Origin of the sequence: Streptomyces sp. NPDC048417 (assembly GCF_040651615.1) — a bacterium.
Classification (GTDB): Bacteria; Actinomycetota; Actinomycetes; order Streptomycetales; family Streptomycetaceae; genus Streptomyces.
Genome location: NZ_JBEZKI010000049.1, coordinates 14,714 through 33,945, shown reverse-complemented (window position 1 = coordinate 33,945; position 19,232 = coordinate 14,714). Strand labels below are relative to the sequence as shown.

Here is a 19,232-nt window from a genome sequence, read left to right as displayed (position 1 = left end):
CGCCGGCAGCGACTACCGCGTCACCTTCGACCAGCCGCCGGAACCGCTCGACATCCTTCCGCAGCAGCTGACATTCGAAGACGCCGTGGAACCAACGTCCTGAGACACCACATCTAGACCGGCCACGACCTGCCGGGTCGCCTCCGAGCCTCATCTCGCCGTCACCGGGATGAGGCTCGAGACGTTTTCACAAGCCGGTTACTGGGAGATGCCGAGGCGGTGGCGCCGGGCGATGACCAGGGCACGCCATCGCTCACGGGTGGCGGCTGCGCTGTCGAGCCAGTGTGGCGCGGTGTGGTCGGCAGGTAGCGGGAGGCCGGCCATGAAGTGGGCGATGTCGACGAAGTAGGCGTGATCTTCGGCGGACGTCTGTTCTCGTAGCCGGATGAGGGTGGCGTTCAGCGCGATGCGGTCGTCGAGGACGGCCTGGTGGAAGGCCCCGGCCAGCTCGATCGCAGGTGTCAGCGAGGCGAGGCCCGCGATATCGAGCTCGGTTCGCAGCGTGGCGATCTGGTCGTCGACACTGTCGCTGCCGGCATCGCGGATGAGTTCGGCCCGGCGGACGTTGATGGTGGTGGCGCGCAGATTGAGGCCGGCCAAGAGCTGGTGGGCGAGGTCGATTTCCGCGGTGGCCTGGTCGGGGGCGTAGAGCGCGATGGCGAATGCGTGCAGGGCCTGGTTGTGGGCGGCCTCGCCGGCCTTGCCATGCTGTTCGGCTTCGGTGCGTCCAGCGAGGTAGGCCGCGGCGGCCCGCTCGGGTTGGCCTTGGAGCCAGTACAGGTCGCCCATCACACGTTGGTGGCGGCCTTCCCAGCCGAGGTTCTGGGCGGCTGCGAGGGCGGTGGGGAAGTCTCCGGCCAGGCGTGCGGCGTGGGCCAGGCCGCGGCGGGCGGCCGGGGCGAGGCGGCCGCCCTGGTCGGCGACCTGTTGGTAGTCGCGGCGGGATGGGGCGGCCTGGCCGGTGTCGCGCAGGGACTTGGCCCGGTAGTAGAGCGCCATCTCCTGCAGGTCAGTCGGCAGCAGTTCGGCGGCGAGGACGGCGGTGAGCCGACTGACGGTGCGAGCCCGGTGTTCGTGCTGGCGGCGGGCGAGCGCGCTGAGGAGTTCGACCAGGGCGTCGGCGGCGGTGTCGAGGTCTGCTGCGGTGTCGGTGTCGGGTGGGGCGAGCGGCTCCCACACGGAGTCGCTGGCATAGGTCCAGGCGGCTTCGGTGAGCCAGTCGAGGTCCAGGCGGTGGTCGCGGGCCAGGCGCAGGCCCTGGCGCAGGCAGGCGATCAGCAGCAGCCGGCCGGGGCCGGAGGGATTGTGGTGCTGTTCGCCCAGGGCGGTGAAGGCGCGCTGGGCGGCCTGCCGCCAGTCGGTCTCACTCCAGCGGTCGTCGGTGGTGTCGTCGGCGTTGCGTACGGCGGAGCGGATCAGGCCGTGCAGGTGGAAGGGCCACAGGCCGAAGGGGTCTTCGCGGATGAAGGGGCGCTCGGTCAGCCGCAGGGCGGGTCCTTCGTGAGTGAGGCCGGCGGCGCGGGTGGCGAGGGGGACATCGAAGGCGTCCAGCAGGCTGATCGAGCGCAGGACGTGGCGTTCGTCGGGGGTGAGGTCGGTCAGGGTGCGGGCGACCAGGGCGGGGAAGTCGTGGTCGAAATCGCTGGGCTGCGGGCTGCTGCCGGTGCGGCGCAGTTCCAGGAAGCGGGCGACGGACAGATCGAGATAGAGGGGCAGGCCGTGCGAGCGGGCGGTGATGACCTGCCGGATGTTCTCGCCGATGAGGGGCTGCCCGTCGCGGGTGAGGCGGTGGGCGAGGTAGTCGTCGCAGTCTTCGGGGGAGAAGTCGCCGACCAGTACCTGCCGTCCGGCGGCAGGTCGACCCGGGGTGCGGGCGGCGGGCACGGTGGTGTGGGCGAGGCCGGGCCAGGCGGCGGGGCCGGTGTAGTCGAGCTGGCCCTGCAGGGCGGGGTCGGCCCACTGCAGGCGTGAGCGGCCGGTGATCACCCAGAAGGCGTTCGGTATCAGCCACACTGTCCGCTGGATGAGCCGTTCCAGGTCCCGGCGGGTTCGGTCGCCGGTGTCCTCGAACGTGTCGAGCAGCACGACCGGGACGACGCGTTTGCCTTCGGGAAGATGGGCGAGCTCCCATGCCAGCAGGTGCGGGTAGAAGGACAGTGTGTCCAGGTCGGGTTCGGCTTCCAGCAGGTCCGCCAGCCGCACGCAGCCCGCCAGGGCGCGTACGGTCCGGTGGTGTTCGCGCAGCGCGCTGACGAGGGCGCCGGTGAGCTGGCCGACGGCCGAGCCGATGGTGCCGGGCAGCATGAGCGCCTGGGCGACGTCGGCGAGCGCGGACTGCATCTGCTGCGGCAGCGCCTGCCCGAACCGGGCGCCGAGCCCACCGCGGCGCAGGTACTCCTCCAGCGGCTCGCCAGGGTGGTTGGCCTCCCAGTAGCGGCGCAGCGCCAGGTCGAAGGCGGGCAGCGGCCGTCCGATCCGGGTGAGGGCGGCGCGGATCGTCAGCACGATCTGCTCGAAGTCGGTGCCGGCGGAGCGGGCGAGGTCGATGCGTACGGGCAGGATCCGGTCGGCCGGCCAGCCCGGCTCGCCCCACTGGGACGGGCGGCGCACGGCGTCCGCGAGCGCCGCCTCCAGCATCCGGGACAGGGTCGTCTTGCCGATGCCGCCCACGCCGTGGAAGACCAGGATGTGATTGCGGGGCGCCTCGAGGTCCTCGGGGTCGAAGCCAGGGGAACCGACGTGGTGGAGGTGCTGGGTGAGCGCGGCCGCAACCGTCTCCCACTGCGAGGCCCGGTTCGTGAACGCCTCCACAGCCTGCACGCTGCGGTCGTTCGTGCTGAACAGTGCCCTGAGATCCCGGCCGCCTGTCACATCCACCCCCGAAAAATGATCACTCGCAGGTCAACCTATGCCCGCCCTGCACGATTTGGGGAGCCCGCCCCGCTGCCACGGCCCGGCCGGCCGACGGATTCAGGCCTGCCCGCACCTCGGGGCGCCGCGGCGGCACCGAACCGGGCAGGCGGGCCGGGAGGACAATGACCCAAACAATCAAGATCAGAACAATGAGGGATTTGCCATGCCCGGTACATCGGATCAGCCTGACTTCTCCGGCCTGGGCGGGGGCGAGGACCAGCACGCGGCCGACATCGTGCAGGAGGTAGTGCACTGGTATACCGAGCAGATCGCTGCCGAGCGGCGGGCCCCGCTGCCCGATGAGGAGCGCCTTGCCCAGCTGACGGCGGGCCGTACGGCCGCCTACCAGGACCTGCAGCGTTTGGCCGAGGCCGACGCGGAGGAGGAGGACCGCCTTGCTGCGCTCTACGCGGCGCGGCTGAGGGAGCTGGAGTCGTAGACCGTCCGCGGCAGGGGCAGCAGCCGTATGTCCGGGCGGTGCGCGGCGATCCGCAGACGTTGGAACCCGGCGGGCATCAGGGGGTGGGCCAGGGCGGCGATGTCGTCCAGTTCGTTGCGGTGCTGGGGCAGGGCCTTGCGCAGGCCTTGGTAGAGCTGGATGAAGTGGGCGGCTTCCTGCTCGGTGTAGGGGCGCTGCCGTTCGGCGGCCAGCGCCCATGAGGCCCGGCCGGGTGCGGGCGGTTGCTCCTGGCGCAGCAGGGCGTGGCCGTCGCGGCGGATCACCGTCACCGCGGTGATGGCCGGGTGGGTTTCGGCGGCCGCCGTGAGGTGGGCGACGGCCCGGTAGCAGCGATCGTGCCCGGCGTGGGTGGTGAACCGTCCGGTGATTCCGGCTTGCAGGGCCCGGGCGTAGCGCAGGGCGGTGGCCAGGCGGCTGTCCGCTTCCCGGACGGCCAGCACAACCAGCTCCACCAGGTAGCCGGCCCGGGAGCAGGCGAGGGCGCTGTCGAGGACATCGTCCGCGCCGCCTGGGGCGGACTCGATGAGCAGGTCGCCGCGCCGCGTGCGCACGTACTCTTCCGCCTGAGCGAACCACGCTTTGTAGTCGGTGCGGATGGCCGCGCCGGCACCGCGGGGATCCTGACGGAGCATCTGGCGGTAGTCCGGATGTGCGGCCTTGAAGTCGTCGCCGACCAGCTTGGTCGTGCCGGGCCGCATCGCGCGCAGGACCATCCTGGCGGCCAGCAGCTTGCCCGCCCCGGGCTGGCCGATCACGTACACGGCGCGCGGATCGTCCCGGGGCGTGACGTTCGCCAGAACTGTCGGGGTGATCAGTTCGTCGAAGATCCAGCGGTGTTCGTCGGCCGACAGCCGATGGTAGGCGACCCCGGGCGGCACCGGTGTGGGCTGGGCGGTGCGGCGGACCGGTTCGGACCAGGCGGCCGCGCGTTCGCTGTCGCGCTGTACAGCCAGCCGCCGGTCCTCTTCGGACAGCTCGGTGTGCACGCGCCGGTCGGTGCGGGCCAGTTCACGTCGGAAGAGGGCGGTCTCGGGTGCGGTCCAGGGCCGCGTCCGTTCCACCCGCACCGCCCGGTCCGCCGCGGGGCGGCGACGCCAGTCGCCGTCGGGCGTGAGCTCGTTGGCGTACAGCAGGGCGCCGTCGCGCCGTACGACGGTGACGCGGTCGGCGAGCTGTTCGGCCTCGATGACGGCCAGGGTGTTCAGCAGGTTCTTCGCGCAGCTGTCGTGGTTCTCCCAGGACACGTACCGGCAGCCTCCGTCGGAGGCCTCGGTGAGGAAGCGGTCCACGATGCCCAGCTGGCTCAAGGCCTCCGGGGTGGCCACGGCGACGACCTCGATCCGGTGGCCGGCCGCGCGGTAGGCGCTGGAGGAGGCGCGGAAGTCCTCGGGGTCGGCGAGCGCTGACTCCACCACGGCGTCGAAGCCCATCTCGCGGACGTGTGCTTCGACGCCGGCCTGCCAGCGAACGGTGTCGGGGCGCACAAGGGCGCCGGCTGTACGGACGTCGGCCGCCAGGGCGTGGGCGTAGTGACGGTGGAAGGGCTTGTACATGTCGCGGCGGACCCGCACTGCGCCACCGCGCCGGTCCAGCACCGCCTGGACGAGGTCGGCGATCCCCGTTTTGCCGGCGCCTGGCTGTCCGGCAACAACGACCACGACCGGCCGGTCCTGCCGGACGGCTGCCCGTGCCGTGCCGGGGATGATCACGCGATGCAGAACCTCGAGGCTCTCCTGCGCGGGCAGCGAGCCCGGGCCGCTGTTCTGTTCAGTCACTGACGTTCCTGAGGCGCTTCCGTGTCGGAGTCCGTTGTGGCCTGGTCGTTCTTGCGGGGGCGACCGCGCGGCTTCTTGTCGGGCCAGTGTTCGCTGAGCTTCCCCAGGAACCCTTCGGGGTCGGCCAACAGAGCGTGGAAGCAGGCGACGACGAACGCCTGCACTTCCAGGTTCCGCTCGTTCAACTCCCCCGTCACGGCCTGTCTCAGGTCCGCTGGCGGCCGGATGGTAAGCGCCGGTTCTCGATGCTGACTGCTCATGGGGAGATCATCACATAAGTGGCTTGCCACTTTCAAGGGCGAAGGCTACATTAGTGGCAAGCCACTTTTATGTGCGATAGGAGAGCCCCATGCAGCGGACAGCCGGCACCTCCACACCCACGAAAACGACCGCCCTCGCCGACGAGGCGGCCCGCACCGCCGACCGGGAGACTGCCGAGGACTTCGCGGGATGGCTGCGGGGACTGCTCGCACTGACCCCCGACACGCCCCGCTTCCACCAGGGCCGCGACCAGCATCGCCGCGCCGACCAGTTCATCCGCCTCGCCCGGGAGCGCGTCCGGGACCAGGCCGCGCTGGACGGCGACGACGTCATCGCGGCCGGCTACAGCGCTGCCTGCGCCTGGCACCGGTTCATCTACCTGGAGAAGGCCACCGGAGCCGCCCTGGAGTACGTGCAGGCCCTGAGCCCCTGGGCGTTCTGCCGGTTCCTCGGTGACCTGATGGTGGCCGGCGTCAAGACCGGCACCGCGCAGGACCGGTACTTCTGCGAGCTCGCCACCCGCGTGACCACCGCGGCCCGGATCCGGTCCGAGGTCGCGCCCGGCGAGCGGCTCGCCCAGCAGCACATCGAGATTCTGCGCCTTGCGGATCGGCCGCACCTGGCCGACCCGACCTTCGACCTGAAGGTCGCCCCGTACGTCGCGTGGATCACCTACCGGCGCGAGGCCGGCGCCACGGAACCACCTGGGAGGCCGCCGTCTCCGGCCACCGCGTCCTGCCCAACGGCGTCGTCGACATGGACGCCCGCACCGTCACGCTGCGCAGCGGGATCGACGAGGACGTGACCCCCGCCTGGCTGATGGGCCTGATCGAGAAGTACGCCCCGAACTCCTGGTAGCCCCGCCCGAACCCCCGGCCGCACGCCGGGGGTTCGCCGTTCGCCCCCCACCTCGTTCCGCACCGGGGAGACATGACCATGGAACCGGCTTCGTCCGCCGTCGCCGCCCTGATAGCACTGCTGGCGACCGTGCTCGGTTTCCGTCTGCAGGAGCGGTCCGCCGCCCGCCGCGACCGGCTCGCCCAGCAGCGCCAGGAGCTGCGGCAGGCGTTCGTGCGCTCCCTCTCCCGGCTCGCCGCGATGCGCCGCCTGCAGCACGAGCGCTCCGGCGCCTCCGAGGGCGACCAGGCGGCGGCCAAGGCGGCCGTGCTCGAAGCGCGCACCGCCGTGGGCGAGGTCCTCACCGAGCTCCAGCTGCTGACCGATGACCCGCGCGTCCGGGCGCTCGCCGACCGGGTCGTCGACGTCACCTTCACCCTGCACGAGGCCCCCGACCGGGCCAACCGCGACCGGCGCGCAGTCCTCGCCCGGGCCGCACACAACGCCTTCGTCGCCCGCAGCGGGCCCGCTCGTACGGGCCTGACCGGCCGGGGCGGTTGACGCCCTAGCGGCACGATCACGCAATATGTGCGCGATCCGTACGAATTTGGTACGCGATCCGTACGGTTAACGCTATGCTTGAGAGACAGGAGGTGTTCCATGTCCGAGTTGTTCGACCGGGTCGATGCGCTGGTTGCGTCCCGGTCCCCGCTGCCGCCGCCAGCGGAGCGCAAGCGGCTGCGTACCGCGCACGGCCTGACCCTGGATGAGGTGGCCGAAGCGCTTGAGGTGCGCCGGGCCACGGTCAGCGGCTGGGAGTCCAGCACCAAGGCCACCGAGCCGCGGGGCAAGGAGCGCGAGGCATACGCCCGTCTGCTGAAGCAGCTCGCGGAGCTCTACCCCGCTGATGCCAACGCCGGAACTCCCGTCCAGGACACGGCCGTTCCCGCAACGTTCGCGAGCACTCCCGCCCCGGCGCCGGAAGCACGGCCCGTATCCGCAGGCCCGGCGCCCGAGGCGGCAGCCGTGCCGACCGGACAGGACACCCCGTCGCGCTCCGCCGCCGCACCGGTGGCCGCGTCGCGTCCGGCGCCCGCCGCCAGGCCGTCGTCGACGTCACGGCGCCCGGCCGCGCGGAAGGCGGCCCCGGCGAACACCCCGGCCGGTACCGACCCGCGCTTCGTCAACGGCCCGCTCGCCGTCGTCGACGTCGACGAGGACGGCCAGGTCCTCGCGTACTGCGTCGGCGGCCTGGTCCTGGACGTGCCCGCCAAGTCCATTCCGACCCTGGTCGACTGGACCCTGAAGGAGGCCAAGCTCGGGCAGCCGAAGCTGTCCGGTCCGGGCAAGGACGCCGACCCGCTGCTCGTGCTCACCGAGGCCGCGCTGGAGCGCTACGGCCTGCCGGTCGCCCTCACCGAGGAAGAGCGGCTCGCCGGGCGACTGCCGGAGGGCCACAAGGTCATCAAGCAGCTGGCGCGCGCCGACTGGAAGCTCACGAAGCGCGGGTTCGGGCCGTGGGCGCGGATCTACCGCCCGGCGCAAGGCTCGGAACGCAACTGCGTGCAGCTGTGCATCCCGTCGTGGAACGCCCTCGACACCCGCCACTGGGGGGATGCCGGGCAGCTCCCACCGGCCGAACTCGCCCAGCTGCTGGGCACGTACGCGTCGCGGGTGATGACGCCGCGCGGATCGGCCGCCGTCACTGGCCTGGAATTGATGACCGCCTTCCACCCGCCGACCCGTGCCTCCGAGCCGGACGCCAACGGCAAGCGGCACAGCGAGCACAACCCCGGCAGCCTGGGCAAGGACCCCGTCAACCCCGCGCCGTGCGAGGTCCCCGACGGGCACCCGCTCCTGAAGGACCTGCCGCGCTTCCACCGCCGCACCCCGGCAGAGAAGCTGTTCGAGGAAATCCTCGACTGGGCACGGCCGCTCACCGACGACGAATGCACGAAGCGGTACCTGGTCGGCATCGACGTCAACATGGCCTTCGCGGCCGGTGCGAACGGCCTGGTCGTCGGCCTCGGTGAGCTGACGAACGTGAAGAACCCGGTGTTCGATGCGAAGCTGCCCGGCTCCTGGCTGGTCGACCTCTCCCACGTCGACCTGTCCCGCGTGAAGGTCGGCAAGGAGTGGGTGGAGCTGGACGCGAGCCTGCTGCCCAGCCCGTTCACGCCGACCGGCGAGCGGCCGACCGGCCCGGCCTGGTACGAGACGCGGACCGTCGCCTACGCCGTGGAGCTCGGCTACGACGTCGCCCCCATCGAGGCGAACGTCCGCTACGAGAACGGCCGTTACCTGGACTCCTGGTACAACCGGCTGCGTGACGCGTACGTCGACACGATGGCCGACCTCGGGGTTCCCGCCGACGTGAGCCCGCAGGAGTTCCTCAAGGCGATGGACGGCTACAAGGACCGCGACCCCAACCTGGCGATCGTCGTCTCCGCGGTCAAGGCGACCGTCAAGGGCGGCCTGGGCAAGCTGCGCGAACGCCCGCGCGGCGAGGGCTGGAAGTCCGGCGAGCCGTGGCGGGCCCTGTCCCGGCCGACGTGGCGCCCGGACATCCGCGCGGCCGTCATCTCACGCACCCGCATCAACATGCACCGCAAGATCGTCAAGCACGCGGCCTACACCGGGCAGTACCCGGTCGCGATCCTCTCCGACTGCGTGGTGTACGCCTCCGACGGCCCCTCGCCGCTGGACTTCCTGCCCTACAAGGACGGCAAGCCGCTCCCGGGCGGCTGGAAGCTCGGAGTGAACCCCGGGCTGGTCAAGCACGAGGGCACCCAGACCGTGCTGTGGGCCGAAGAGGTCCGGGAGCGGTTCGAGGCGCCGGAGCTCAACCTCGCCCGGTACATCAAGACCGGTGAGGTCACCAACAAGGACGACGGGGAGTAGCAGCTGATGAGCGTGTTCGGGGACGGCCTGGACAAGGCAGTGCAGAAGGCGTTCACCCGGCCGGCGCCCAAGAGCGCGGGTGCGCAGATGCGCTACCTGGTCAAGCAGCTCAAGGGCACCAAGGCGGTCGCCCAGATGCTGCGGATCTCCCAGCGCACCGTTGAGCGGTACGTGAAGGACCAGATCAAGAAGCCCCGCCCGGACCTCGCCGCCCGGCTGGAGACTGAGGTGAAGAAGCGGTGGCAGCCCCAGATCCGCGCCCAGGCGCGGCAGAAGGCGGCGACCACCGGCGGCATCGTCATCGACACCCAGGCCCGGATCGGATACACCGCGCCGATCGGCTCGACTGACGAGGACCGGCTACGTCACCTCACCGTGGCGCTGCCGCCGCAGTACGCCGCCCGCCTCTTCGAAGCCCAGGAACAGGGCGCCACCGACCAGCGCCTGCAGGAGATCGCCGCCGAAGGGCTCAAGGAGGTGTACTTCCAGGACAACGGCCGCCGCGCCGGCCAGCTGGAGGAGGTGCGCTTCACCGACATCCAGCACCTGGAGTTCGACCTCTAGACGTCCCCGAGCACGCCGCGCGCCCCGGACCAGCCAGTCCGGCGCGCTCGCGTATCCGCGACGTCACAGCCTGCGGCCAGCAACTCTCAGTTCTGGCCAGGAGGGTAGGCGGCGCTCCCCTACGCTGTGGCCGTGCGGAACACGAAGGCGTTCAAGGAAGCCGTTGCCCAGACCCTGGCGGAGTTGGCCCACCGGGGCGTGACGCTCGCGCCGGTGACCGTCGAGGACACCATCGAGAAGAACATCCGCACGACGGCCGACCGTCTCGGTATCCACGTGCGGTCGGCCTGGCGGTACTTCGACGCGGCCGCGCTCGCCGGCCGCCTCGCTGACAGCGCGCGCAGCTTCGAGGAGAGCAGCGCCCGCAAGGGCGTGGGCCAGGCGCCGATGCCGTCGGTGGACAACCCGGAGCTGGCGCTGATCCTCGCCGGTGTTCCCAACGCCCTCGCGCAGACCGGCGGCGACCTGTACGGCGCCATCGTCAACGTGGCGGTCAACGCCTGGATGGCCGGCCACATCCACGGCGAGGACAGCTGCGGCGGCAGCCGCGGCCCGTCCGGCCACGACTGGGAGCACCGGATGCGCGTCATCACCGAGATGCAGCCGGACATCAGCAAGTGGTTCGACCGGGACGTGTGGACCCGCGCGGTCAACGACACCGGCTTCACCGTCACCCGCCGCTAACGTCCCGCACTCATCGGGCCTGGCTGCTCTCCGTCGTTGAACTCGCGGTCGAGGCCCTTCAGCACCGGGTCCAGTTCGGCCGTTATGTCGCCTTCTTTACTTGTTGTTGGCCGTGGTATCAGCGGACGGCCCCGGCGTAGGCTGGAAGCGGCTTTCTGGTGAGGAACGGTCTGCAACAGACGGCGCGAGCCGGGCCCTCGGCTGGCCCTCGCCTGGCATCGAGTACTCCAGATCGAGCTGTAGGTGGAGACGCTCCGCGGGTTTGGTGTGGTGAAACTCAGCGAGGGCCAGGCTGGATGGGACAGACTGCCATCGGGGCGTCGGAGCCGGGCGCCGGAGTTCGAGGGGAAGCTGTGGACGCGGGAATTTCACTGAGCGAGGCGTTGCAGGAGCTGAGGCGGGAGCTGTATGCGGCGCAGGACGTGGGTTCCGGCCAACAGTTGCGGTTCGAGGTGGAGCAGGCGCAGCTCACGCTGGATGTGGAGTTCCGCCGCGACGGCAAGGGTGGTGTGAAGGTCGAGGTCGGGCTTCCCGGTGCCAAGACCAACGGTGAGGTCGGAGGTGGCCTGGGAAGTACCCGCCGTCAGACGCTGACGCTCACACTTCAGGTTCACGACGAGGCGCTGGGAGGCGCGCGGGCCAAGATCAGCCGCGCTGGCGGAGGCCTCGCCGACGCGGACGACGCCCAGGTGCGGAGCACCGATGCTGAAGCGTCGGATGGAACACCTGATGACTCCAAGGGGGCTCCGCTGCGGCCGTGGGAGTCATGAGGTGGATCCGGATCGCCTCGCCTTGGTTCGCACCGGTGATCCGGGCGGTTGCGGCTCGGGCTATCTCATCGGCCCGCAGCTCGTTTTAACCGCTCTTCACGTCGTGCGCCCCGAAAGACGGTGGGCAGGAAGGGTTGAAGTGCGAGTTGGGCATCCCCGTTACGGGGCCGGCCCGGTCGACCGGCGTGCACAGGTGTGCTGGCCGGACCCGCAAAGGCGTACCCCGCCCGCCGACGCCGTGGACGTGGCGCTGCTGTGGCTGGACGAGCCGGTGGACACCAGCGAAGCGCCGGTGCGCTGGGGCCGGCCGGGCGGGATCGTGCCGGTGCCGTTCGAGGGGGCAGGCTTCCCCGCCTTCGCGGCCGACGCCGGAAGCCCGGCACACTTCGAGTACCTGCGCGGCGAGTTGCCGGCCGTCTCGACCTCGTCGTCGGGGTGGGTGCTGAACTGCCCCGTCTGGCCAGCCCCCGGCCGCGGCAAAGAACGCCCGTGGGAGGGCGCATCGGGGTCGGCGATTTTCTGCCACGGCTGTCTGGTCGGAGTGGTGGCCGAGGACAACCAGACCATGGGCTATCGACGCCTGCACGCCGTCCCGGTCCACGAGGCCCTGAGCCTGCCCGGCTTCGCTGACCTCGTCACCAAGCGCGGGCACCCCGGAACCACGACAACGCTCGAGGAAGTCACCGCCGACGGGGTCGCGAACCGGGCCCGGCTTTCGCCGCACATCCGCACCCACGCCGACGAGCTGGCGCGGATTCGGGGCAAGGGCTCGTACCTGAACCAGGACAGGCTCCGGTTTGTCAGCCCGCGTGACGAATCGGACCCGAAACGGCTGTTCAGGAGGCTGGACCGGCTGACCGTTTCGGCGTCGGAGCAGGAGTCCAAGCGGGGCGTCCTACTGATCGGCCCGGCAGGAGCGGGCAAGACCCGGACGTGCTTCGAGATCGCGAAGGCCGCGCTCGAGCAGCGCGCGCCCTGGCAGGTGCTGCACGTCGCCCGTTCCCCCGAGGTGTCGACCGACGACGTCATGGCGGTCGTCCGAGAACAAGCCGGACGGCAGAGAGTACTGCTGATCTTTGACTACCTCGACAGCTACGACGCCCTGAACCTCGAAGCACTCGGGGAGGCACTGCGGACGGATGACCCGGAGGGCCGCGTCGCCTGCGTCGCGTCGGTCCGGCCGGGCATGCTCGGCAAGCTCAGGGAAAACGGCGTCGGACTCCTGCTCGACGAGGTTCCCCTCCGAAGCGACCGGAAGCACACGGCGGAGGTGATCAGTCAGATCTTCGTGGACGTCGCGCCCGGAATGCTGAAAACCAAAGGCTGGGGCGCGGATCGGCTCTCGGAGGTGTGTGGGCAGCGGCCGATCATCGCCCTGCTCATCGCACGGGAACTCGAGTCCCGGCTCAAGGCTGGTTTCAGCGAGCTGGATCTCGTCCCACCCCGGCCTGAGGACCTGCTCTTCTGGCTGCAGCAGCGCACCAAGCAGGACTTCGGCGAACCGGCACGGGAGACTCTGCTGCTGGCCTCGGCGGTCGCCGCGGCCTCCTGCGAGCAGGACCAGGACGCCGTCGAGACGGCCGTGGAGCGGTTTCTCGTCATCTGGTCGGATCCGACCTTCCGGGACGGACCCGAAGGTGTGGTCGGGCGGTTGCTGCACCTGGGCTGGCTGGTGGAATCCGGTCAAGGCATCGACGTCATCCACGACATCGTCACGGACGAACTCCTGCGGATGTCCGTCATCCCGGATGGCAGCACGGTCCGCGGTGAGGTGCTCAAGGCACTGCTGTCTGCGTTCCTCGCCGGTGGTCGGACCTTCAGCGTGGCCACCCGTCACCTCCGGCGGTGGACAGCCGACCTCGGGGACACGCACCGCAGGGCACTGGAGCGCGCCTGCGCGAACTGGCTCGTGGGCAGTACCGATCAGCTGGCCACACTGGTGGCCGGCGAACCACAGGTCGGCCAGTCCATCATGCTCACCATGCTGTCGGGCCCGCCCTGGCGCAAGGGGATGGACGACACCTGGGACCGGCTGGTCAGGCCCTGGCTGGACGAGACCGAGCAGCGCGATCCCGGAGAAGCGGCGATCGTCCTGGCCAGCGCCGTGCACAACTCCGTCGGTGGCGTGTCGGAACACCTTGCGGACGCCTGCCTCGCGTGGGTGAACCGGCAGTGGACGACCCGTGACGTGAGCCAGCTGCTCCGAGGTCTGCTCGAGGCGGACGGAGTCTCCGCCCGGGACTGCGACAAGGCCGCGGAATACGCGCTCAGGTGGCTCGAACAGCAACGGACCATGACCAAGACGGGCGCTCGGTTGCTCGCCACCCTGCTCCGGCGGAAAGACCTCGGCGTCGACCGTGCCGTCGCGGTGATCGACTGCTCCCTTGCGTGGATGCGGCGGAGCAAGCGGAATCCCGACGCCGGCTTGGTGCTGCGGCCGCTGCTGCTCCGCAAGGATCTCGACGAGACGCGTCAGACCGACGCAGTCGAGAGGGCCCTGGCATGGCTCGATGCTCAGGCACAGCCCTCGGCGACCGCCCTGGTACTGGATGCCGCGTTGCGCAGCGAGAACCTCCAGGCCGATAAGGCAGAGCGCGTGACTCGGTGCGCCCTCGCGTGGCTGAAGAGGTATGGGTTTCACATCGACGCCTCGTTCATCCTGGATCCATTACTGGAACGGTGTCGACGGGGGGCCGCGGACCCACGAGCCGTACTCGCCCACACATTCGGATGGCTGCGCCTTCATGCGTCCTCCGGTCGGGCGACCTACGTGCTGGCCGAAGTGCTCCTCCGCGAGGACCTCGGCACCCGGCGGGCGGCAACAGCGGTCGATGCCGCCCAGACATGGCTGCGTGCGCATGGTCTGGTCGGAGACGCTAAGTTCCTGCTCAGTTCCCTGCTGATCCGCTCCGACATCGACCGGGAGGCCGCACAGAAGCTGGCCAAGGACGCGGTGAACTGGCTCACCCGTCACGGGCTGGGCAACGGCGGCCTATATGTCGTGGCCGCACTTCTCCGTCCCGACGCCGCCGGCAGCCACGTCGACAAAGCGGCCCGCACCGTATTGACATTGCTGGACGACAACTATGACCCCGTGTTGGTACGGAGCACGCTGTCGCATGTGCTGCGGTGCCGCGGCGTCGGTCCCAATACGCTCCGCGATGCCGTCGATCGGGCACTGGACTGGCTGGAGGAAAGCGGACCGGAGTTCGAGGCGTCGTACGTGTTGGGGGCTCTGCTGGAACGCCGCCGATTCCTCGACGGGCAGACCTCCCGGGCCGTCGACCTCGCGCTCAAATGGCTGGACCGCCACGGAACACGGCCAGAAGCCTCCTTCGTCCTGTACCCGCTTCTCGGACTGGCCGATTTCACGGACGAGGAGGCCGAGGCGATTGAGATAGCGGCGCAAGAATGGATCGCCGACCACCTGCCCTCCGAGAACGCCCGTTTCGTCCTCTCCCAGCTGCTTCAGCAACGCCAGCATGCCCGCGACTGGCCTGAGCCCGTCCAGACGCTCGCCTTCACATGGCTGCGGCTCCACGGAGACCACCCGTACGCCTCCTACGTCATCGCCCCGTTGTTACAGCGGTCCGATGCCGACCAACCCGAGGACGCCATCGACCGGGCCCTGAGCTGGCTCCAGAAGAACCCCACCGCCGAGGGCGCCTCCCGCGTCGTGTCGGCGCTGACAGCGGGCCGTGACATCGACCTCGACCAGTACGCTCGGTGCATCGACCGGCTCTTGGCACTGCTCGATGCCGAGCCCGAGCCCGCCGCGGCGCTGCTCAAGGGGGTCCGGTTCCGGCGCGACCTGGATCCGGGCCGGGCTGCTCGCCTCGCCGAGTACGCGCTCGGCGTCCTGGAGGACGAGGAGATACCGTCCGACCGTGGGCTGGTCATCGGCCTGCTGCGCCTCACCCTCGGCCCGGAACACCAGTGCCGGGCCGTGCGCTTGGCCTTCCGTTGGCTGGAGAGTCCTGCCCCCCGGACCACGAAGATCGGCGTGGTGGACGTCCTACTGAAACGCGACGACCTCCGGGCCGACCAGCTCGCCGGCGCTCTGGAGGCTTTGGAGTGGGCCGCGCACTGGATCAACAAAACCGATCCCAGAAGCCTGGGCCAGCTCCTGGGATCGGTGCTCGGCAACCCGAGGGTGGACGACTTGTACCGGGCAGGCGCCACCCGCCGAGCGCTGGAATGGCTGGGCTCGTACGGGACCCATCCCGATGCCTCCAACGTCCTGCCCGTTCTGCTCGACCGGCTCGAAATCGCTCCCGAGGACGGCGAGACCGTGGCGGCCCACGCCGAGGCGTGGTTGGCGGCAGTCGACAGCGAGAGTTGGGGTCGGCTGGCAGTCGAGGAAGCGCTGTGCCGGTACCGGGAACGGAAGGCCGTACCGGCCCCGCCGCTGTCGTAGTACCACGGAACCATAGCCCACTCTGGATCTTGGACGATTGAGCCGGAACACCACCGCAGACACTTCACGCTGTCAAGGACAAGGCGTCAAGTTGATGTCCGGTAGCCGACAGGCCGACTGCCAGACACCGACGATCTTCGCGGTCTCACAGCGCAGCCAGCCCTTGTTGGAGTACCGCGGCGGGCGTAGGCCGCAGCGCAACAAGCACACGCCTACTACAACAGCTTCGTCGCTACAGAACCTGCTCCGCGCCGCACAGGGAACACAGGCAGGTGCCCGGATGCTCCGCGGCGTCCAGGGCCTAGTCCAGGGTCAGTACCGGCGCTCCGGCGGGCGCTTCCTCGCAGCGGATGGTGACAGCGAGGTCTGACAGCGCGCGTCTCCAATCCGCACACCCGATCGATCTTTCGTGCGGCTGCCCGATGCTGGCCCGGGCGTGCCCTGCCAGGGTCGGGACGGAGAGCTCGCCGGACAGCGGTGAGGCCCGGCCCGGGTGGGCCGGGCCTCGCTCGCGTGTCCGCCGGGTTCGGGCGGTCGGCGGCTACCTGCTCATCAGCTCGTTGAGCAGGGCGACAACGACGACGCCGACACCGATCGCCGTTCCGAGGGCCGGTAGAAGGCGACGGCGACGGTGAGCGCGCCCACCAGCAACAGCACCACCATGCGCACGCTGATCTGGTCGTCATTCACGAAACCCGCCTCTCCGCGGTCGTGCAGGAGATGGGTTGACGGGCTTGTTCGGCTATGCCTGCGGGCGTTCCTGTGCCGTCTTGACTCGACGGCAGTACGCGGTGCCCCGTAGGCTCGGGCTCGGACCTGATGGTTCTACTCCCATCTTGGAATGCGTTCTGGTACGGGGTGGAGCTGTCGGACTACGCGAGTGGCCCCTTGTTGGAGCAAGGGGCCACCGCTTTGTCTCCTTCCAGTTCGGTTGAAGCGGTCGAACTGGGCTACCGACGGAACTCGCTGGCCTGGGTCCTACGGCGCTTCGCTCGTGTAGCGATCCCGTGATGGGACCGCCAGATTCCCTGCCGGCCCGACGATGTGTCGACGACGTCAAATCATGGGAATGCTGTTTGCAGTCCCGCATGATCACTGTGTGAGACGTGTACTGAAGTGGGTTGGACTGCTGTATGTAGTCATGGTCGGAGCATTCCTGGCGTGGTACGTCGCTCGCGGTTACCAGGTCAAAGATCTGGTCACTTTCGTGTCCGCCTTCACCGGTCTGCTGGCACTACCTGCCGCAGTGATTGGCGTGCTTCACCGCGGCAAGAGCGAGCCCGTGCCTGTCCGGCTGGGGGAGGTGGCCGACCAACTTGCCCAGGGGGTGCGCCAACAGTGGGAGGCCGAGGCGCAGGTACGCCGCCTCAATGACCCTTTCCCGCTGTCGGTCGAATGGGTCGCGGCCGATGCGGACCTGGTGGAGTCGTGGCCGCACTTGAGGGAGCTCGCCGAAGGCTGGCCTGGCCACTCCTCGGAAGCCGCCTCCGCGTGGGCTGTCAGTCCCAGGGGACTGGCCGGCGAGGGGGGTGAGATCGCCAAGACCTTCGAGCATGTTCCCACCCGCCGTCTAGTGGTCCTCGGCGACCCTGGTGGGGGCAAGACCATGCTGCTGATCCGCCTGCTCCTGGCCCTGCTCGAACGCCGCCCTCCTCAGGGCCCCGTCCCGGTCCTGTTTCCACTGGCCTCCTGGGACCCAGCCCGGCAGGACCTGTACACATGGATGACCCTGCACCTCGAGCAAGACCACCCTGCTCTACGCGACCCCGTACCTGCCGATCGCCCACCGACCACAACCGGCACCCTGGCACGCGCCTTGCTGAAGCAGCGGCTCATCCTGCCCATCCTCGACGGCCTGGATGAACTCCCTGAAGCCGTACGGGCCCGGGCCCTGCATGCCATCAACCAGGCACTACCCGCAGGGCAACCGCTCGTGCTCTCCAGCCGCACCGCCGAGTACCGCAGCGCCCTTACCGCTCCATCCGGGACCAGTGTGCTTCTGAATGGAGCGGCAGGAATCCGCCTGCTGCCCCTTGATCCCGCAAAAGCGGCTGCCTACTTAGAGCGCGATGCCGGAGGCGCCGGCACCCCGGCCGCAGCCCGCTGGAGACGGATCACCGTTGCGTTGGGCACCGACAACTCGGCCTCCGAGGCACTAAGCACCCCACTCGGCCTGTTCCTGGCCCGCACCATCTACAACCCACGCCCCGACGAAGAGGTCGCCGCACTTCCCGACCCCGATGAACTCCTCGACCAGGCCCGCTACCCCACTCGCCGGGACCTCGACACCCATCTGTTCGCCGCATTCATCCCCGCTGCCTACCGCCCCCACCCTCATTACCACACACGCTGGAGCGTTCACAAAGCACAGCGCACCCTCACCTTCCTCGCCAGCCACCTTCAACACCACCTTGACGGCACCCCCGACATGGCCTGGTGGCAACTTCGCCAAGCCTTTCCTGGACGCGGTCTCACGGTGCTGACAGCCGGGCTCATGGGCTGTCTCCCAGTCGCGCTCCTCATCGAACTCACAAGCGGCGAGATCGCGGCCGTCCTCTGGCTCGGATTCGTGACCGGCGTGCCGTGCGCAGCGATTGGGGGGTTCACCACCTCATGCGGAAGAGGCAGCCCGAGTTCGGGCATTCGCTGGGGCTGGAGCGGGAGATCCTTGCTCACCTTCGGGCTACCCATCGCGCTGCCTTTCGGACTTTTGTTCGGACTCCTGGTTGGGGGCGGTTACGGACTCCAGGTCGGACTGATGGTCGGATTGGCCAGTGGGCTCACATCCGGGCTTCTGGCCGGGGTCAAGCCGGTACACCCCGACCTGGACAAGGCAGTGGGTCCAGGAGTGGTCCTAGCCTGGGACCGGCGCACATTCTGGAGCATGACGCTCCTGGGTTGGATCATGTGCACGGTTGCGGTGGCGCTCGTAAGCGTGGCCGGGTTCTTTTTCGCGTTGAGCATCAGCATCGGCGTCCTCGTGCTCGGGGTTGCGGTCGTCGTCGGGTACCCGATCGGCCTCATGCTCGGACTCGCTCGGTCGGTGTGGGTGGACTACCTGGCGGCGCGGATCAGACTGGCGATACTGGGGCGTGTGCCCTGGCGCTTCATGAGTTTCCTAGACGACGCCCACGCGCGGGGCGTACTGCGACAGGCGGGAGCGGTATACCAGTTCCGCCACATCGACCTCCAGCGGCGCCTCGCAGAAGGCCACCGACGGCCAGGACGCCCCACAGGGGCCACCCGCGGCAGACAACAAGACCGGCACGGGTGGAGCGGATGGGAACGCCGTCAACCCTGACCAGGTCATGCGAAACAAGGGCGTCGCTGCCGCTGCGTTACTCGGGGCGACCATCAAGAGCACCTCCCGTATCGACGAACCCGTCCGGCTCGGTCTCGCGGTCCTGGCCAATGGCATGCGCGTCAAACGCCAATCGCCAGCCGCATCGTCGCACTGGCGCCTCCGCCGACTCCAACGCCACCTCATTTCGCCACCGAGCGGTTGGCATTTCGTCGGTTCCTCGAACTACGCGGTGATGACAACACCGTTGGAGCGGCTGCGGAGCCCACGGGCTCCGCTGTTGTCGTCGGATCAGAAGCCTACGCACACAACGGTGCGACGTTCCCTCCGGCGGTGAAAGGCACGATAG

The 19,232-nt window shown here is 69.5% G+C and carries 13 protein-coding genes; 9 read left to right on the top strand and 4 right to left on the bottom strand.

Annotated features, from left to right (window positions below; all coding sequences use genetic code 11):
• Positions 1 to 198: 198 nt before the first annotated feature.
• Positions 199 to 2,871, bottom strand: a complete 2,673-nt coding sequence (locus tag AB0D59_RS47285; RefSeq protein WP_362578281.1) for an ATP/GTP-binding protein — start codon at positions 2,869 to 2,871, stop codon at positions 199 to 201.
• A 205-nt stretch (positions 2,872 to 3,076) separates the two neighbouring features.
• Here AB0D59_RS47285 and AB0D59_RS47280 point away from each other — a divergent pair, with 205 nt between their 5' ends.
• Complete coding sequence (locus AB0D59_RS47280) at positions 3,077 to 3,352, top strand: hypothetical protein (protein WP_362578151.1); 276 nt, start codon at positions 3,077 to 3,079, stop codon at positions 3,350 to 3,352.
• Here the strand turns inward: AB0D59_RS47280 and AB0D59_RS47275 are convergent.
• Together AB0D59_RS47275 and AB0D59_RS47270 are read right to left on the bottom strand one after the other, a co-directional pair.
• Positions 3,319 to 5,148, bottom strand: coding sequence for a zeta toxin family protein (locus AB0D59_RS47275; RefSeq protein ID WP_362578150.1), 1,830 nt, complete (start codon positions 5,146 to 5,148; stop codon positions 3,319 to 3,321). The two genes, AB0D59_RS47280 and AB0D59_RS47275, sit on opposite strands and share 34 nt — an antisense overlap.
• The gene (locus AB0D59_RS47270; protein ID WP_362578148.1) at positions 5,145 to 5,408 is read right to left on the bottom strand and encodes a hypothetical protein; all 264 of its coding nucleotides are present in this window, start codon (positions 5,406 to 5,408) and stop codon (positions 5,145 to 5,147) included. Before AB0D59_RS47270 ends, AB0D59_RS47275 begins: the two co-directional genes overlap by 4 nt.
• An 89-nt stretch (positions 5,409 to 5,497) precedes the next feature.
• Between AB0D59_RS47270 and AB0D59_RS47265 the strand changes: the two genes are divergently transcribed.
• The 7 genes from AB0D59_RS47265 (at position 5,498) to AB0D59_RS47235 (ending at position 15,582) form a co-directional block, all read left to right on the top strand.
• Positions 5,498 to 6,214 (top strand): hypothetical protein, encoded by a 717-nt coding sequence (locus AB0D59_RS47265; protein ID WP_362578147.1) that lies wholly within the window; start codon positions 5,498 to 5,500, stop codon positions 6,212 to 6,214.
• Positions 6,215 to 6,339: 125 nt separating this feature from the next.
• Positions 6,340 to 6,807, top strand: a complete 468-nt coding sequence (locus tag AB0D59_RS47260) for a hypothetical protein (protein WP_362578146.1) — start codon at positions 6,340 to 6,342, stop codon at positions 6,805 to 6,807.
• Positions 6,808 to 6,906: 99 nt separating this feature from the next.
• Complete coding sequence (locus tag AB0D59_RS47255; RefSeq protein ID WP_362578145.1) at positions 6,907 to 9,147, top strand: helix-turn-helix transcriptional regulator; 2,241 nt, start codon at positions 6,907 to 6,909, stop codon at positions 9,145 to 9,147.
• Positions 9,148 to 9,153: 6 nt separating this feature from the next.
• The gene (locus AB0D59_RS47250; protein WP_362578143.1) at positions 9,154 to 9,711 is read left to right on the top strand and encodes an XRE family transcriptional regulator; all 558 of its coding nucleotides are present in this window, start codon (positions 9,154 to 9,156) and stop codon (positions 9,709 to 9,711) included.
• Between the two features lie 132 nt (positions 9,712 to 9,843).
• Complete coding sequence (locus tag AB0D59_RS47245; RefSeq protein ID WP_362578141.1) at positions 9,844 to 10,395, top strand: hypothetical protein; 552 nt, start codon at positions 9,844 to 9,846, stop codon at positions 10,393 to 10,395.
• Positions 10,396 to 10,748: 353 nt separating this feature from the next.
• The gene (locus AB0D59_RS47240; protein ID WP_362578139.1) at positions 10,749 to 11,165 is read left to right on the top strand and encodes a trypco2 family protein; all 417 of its coding nucleotides are present in this window, start codon (positions 10,749 to 10,751) and stop codon (positions 11,163 to 11,165) included.
• Between the two features lie 238 nt (positions 11,166 to 11,403).
• On the top strand, positions 11,404 to 15,582 hold the full coding sequence (locus AB0D59_RS47235) for a hypothetical protein (RefSeq protein ID WP_362578137.1): 4,179 nt from the start codon (positions 11,404 to 11,406) through the stop codon (positions 15,580 to 15,582).
• Between the two features lie 552 nt (positions 15,583 to 16,134).
• Here the strand turns inward: AB0D59_RS47235 and AB0D59_RS47230 are convergent.
• The gene (locus AB0D59_RS47230; protein ID WP_362578135.1) at positions 16,135 to 16,272 is read right to left on the bottom strand and encodes a hypothetical protein; all 138 of its coding nucleotides are present in this window, start codon (positions 16,270 to 16,272) and stop codon (positions 16,135 to 16,137) included.
• A 409-nt stretch (positions 16,273 to 16,681) separates the two neighbouring features.
• Between AB0D59_RS47230 and AB0D59_RS47225 the strand changes: the two genes are divergently transcribed.
• On the top strand, positions 16,682 to 18,883 hold the full coding sequence (locus AB0D59_RS47225) for an NACHT domain-containing protein (RefSeq protein ID WP_362578133.1): 2,202 nt from the start codon (positions 16,682 to 16,684) through the stop codon (positions 18,881 to 18,883).
• The last annotated feature ends 349 nt before the right edge of the window (positions 18,884 to 19,232 follow it).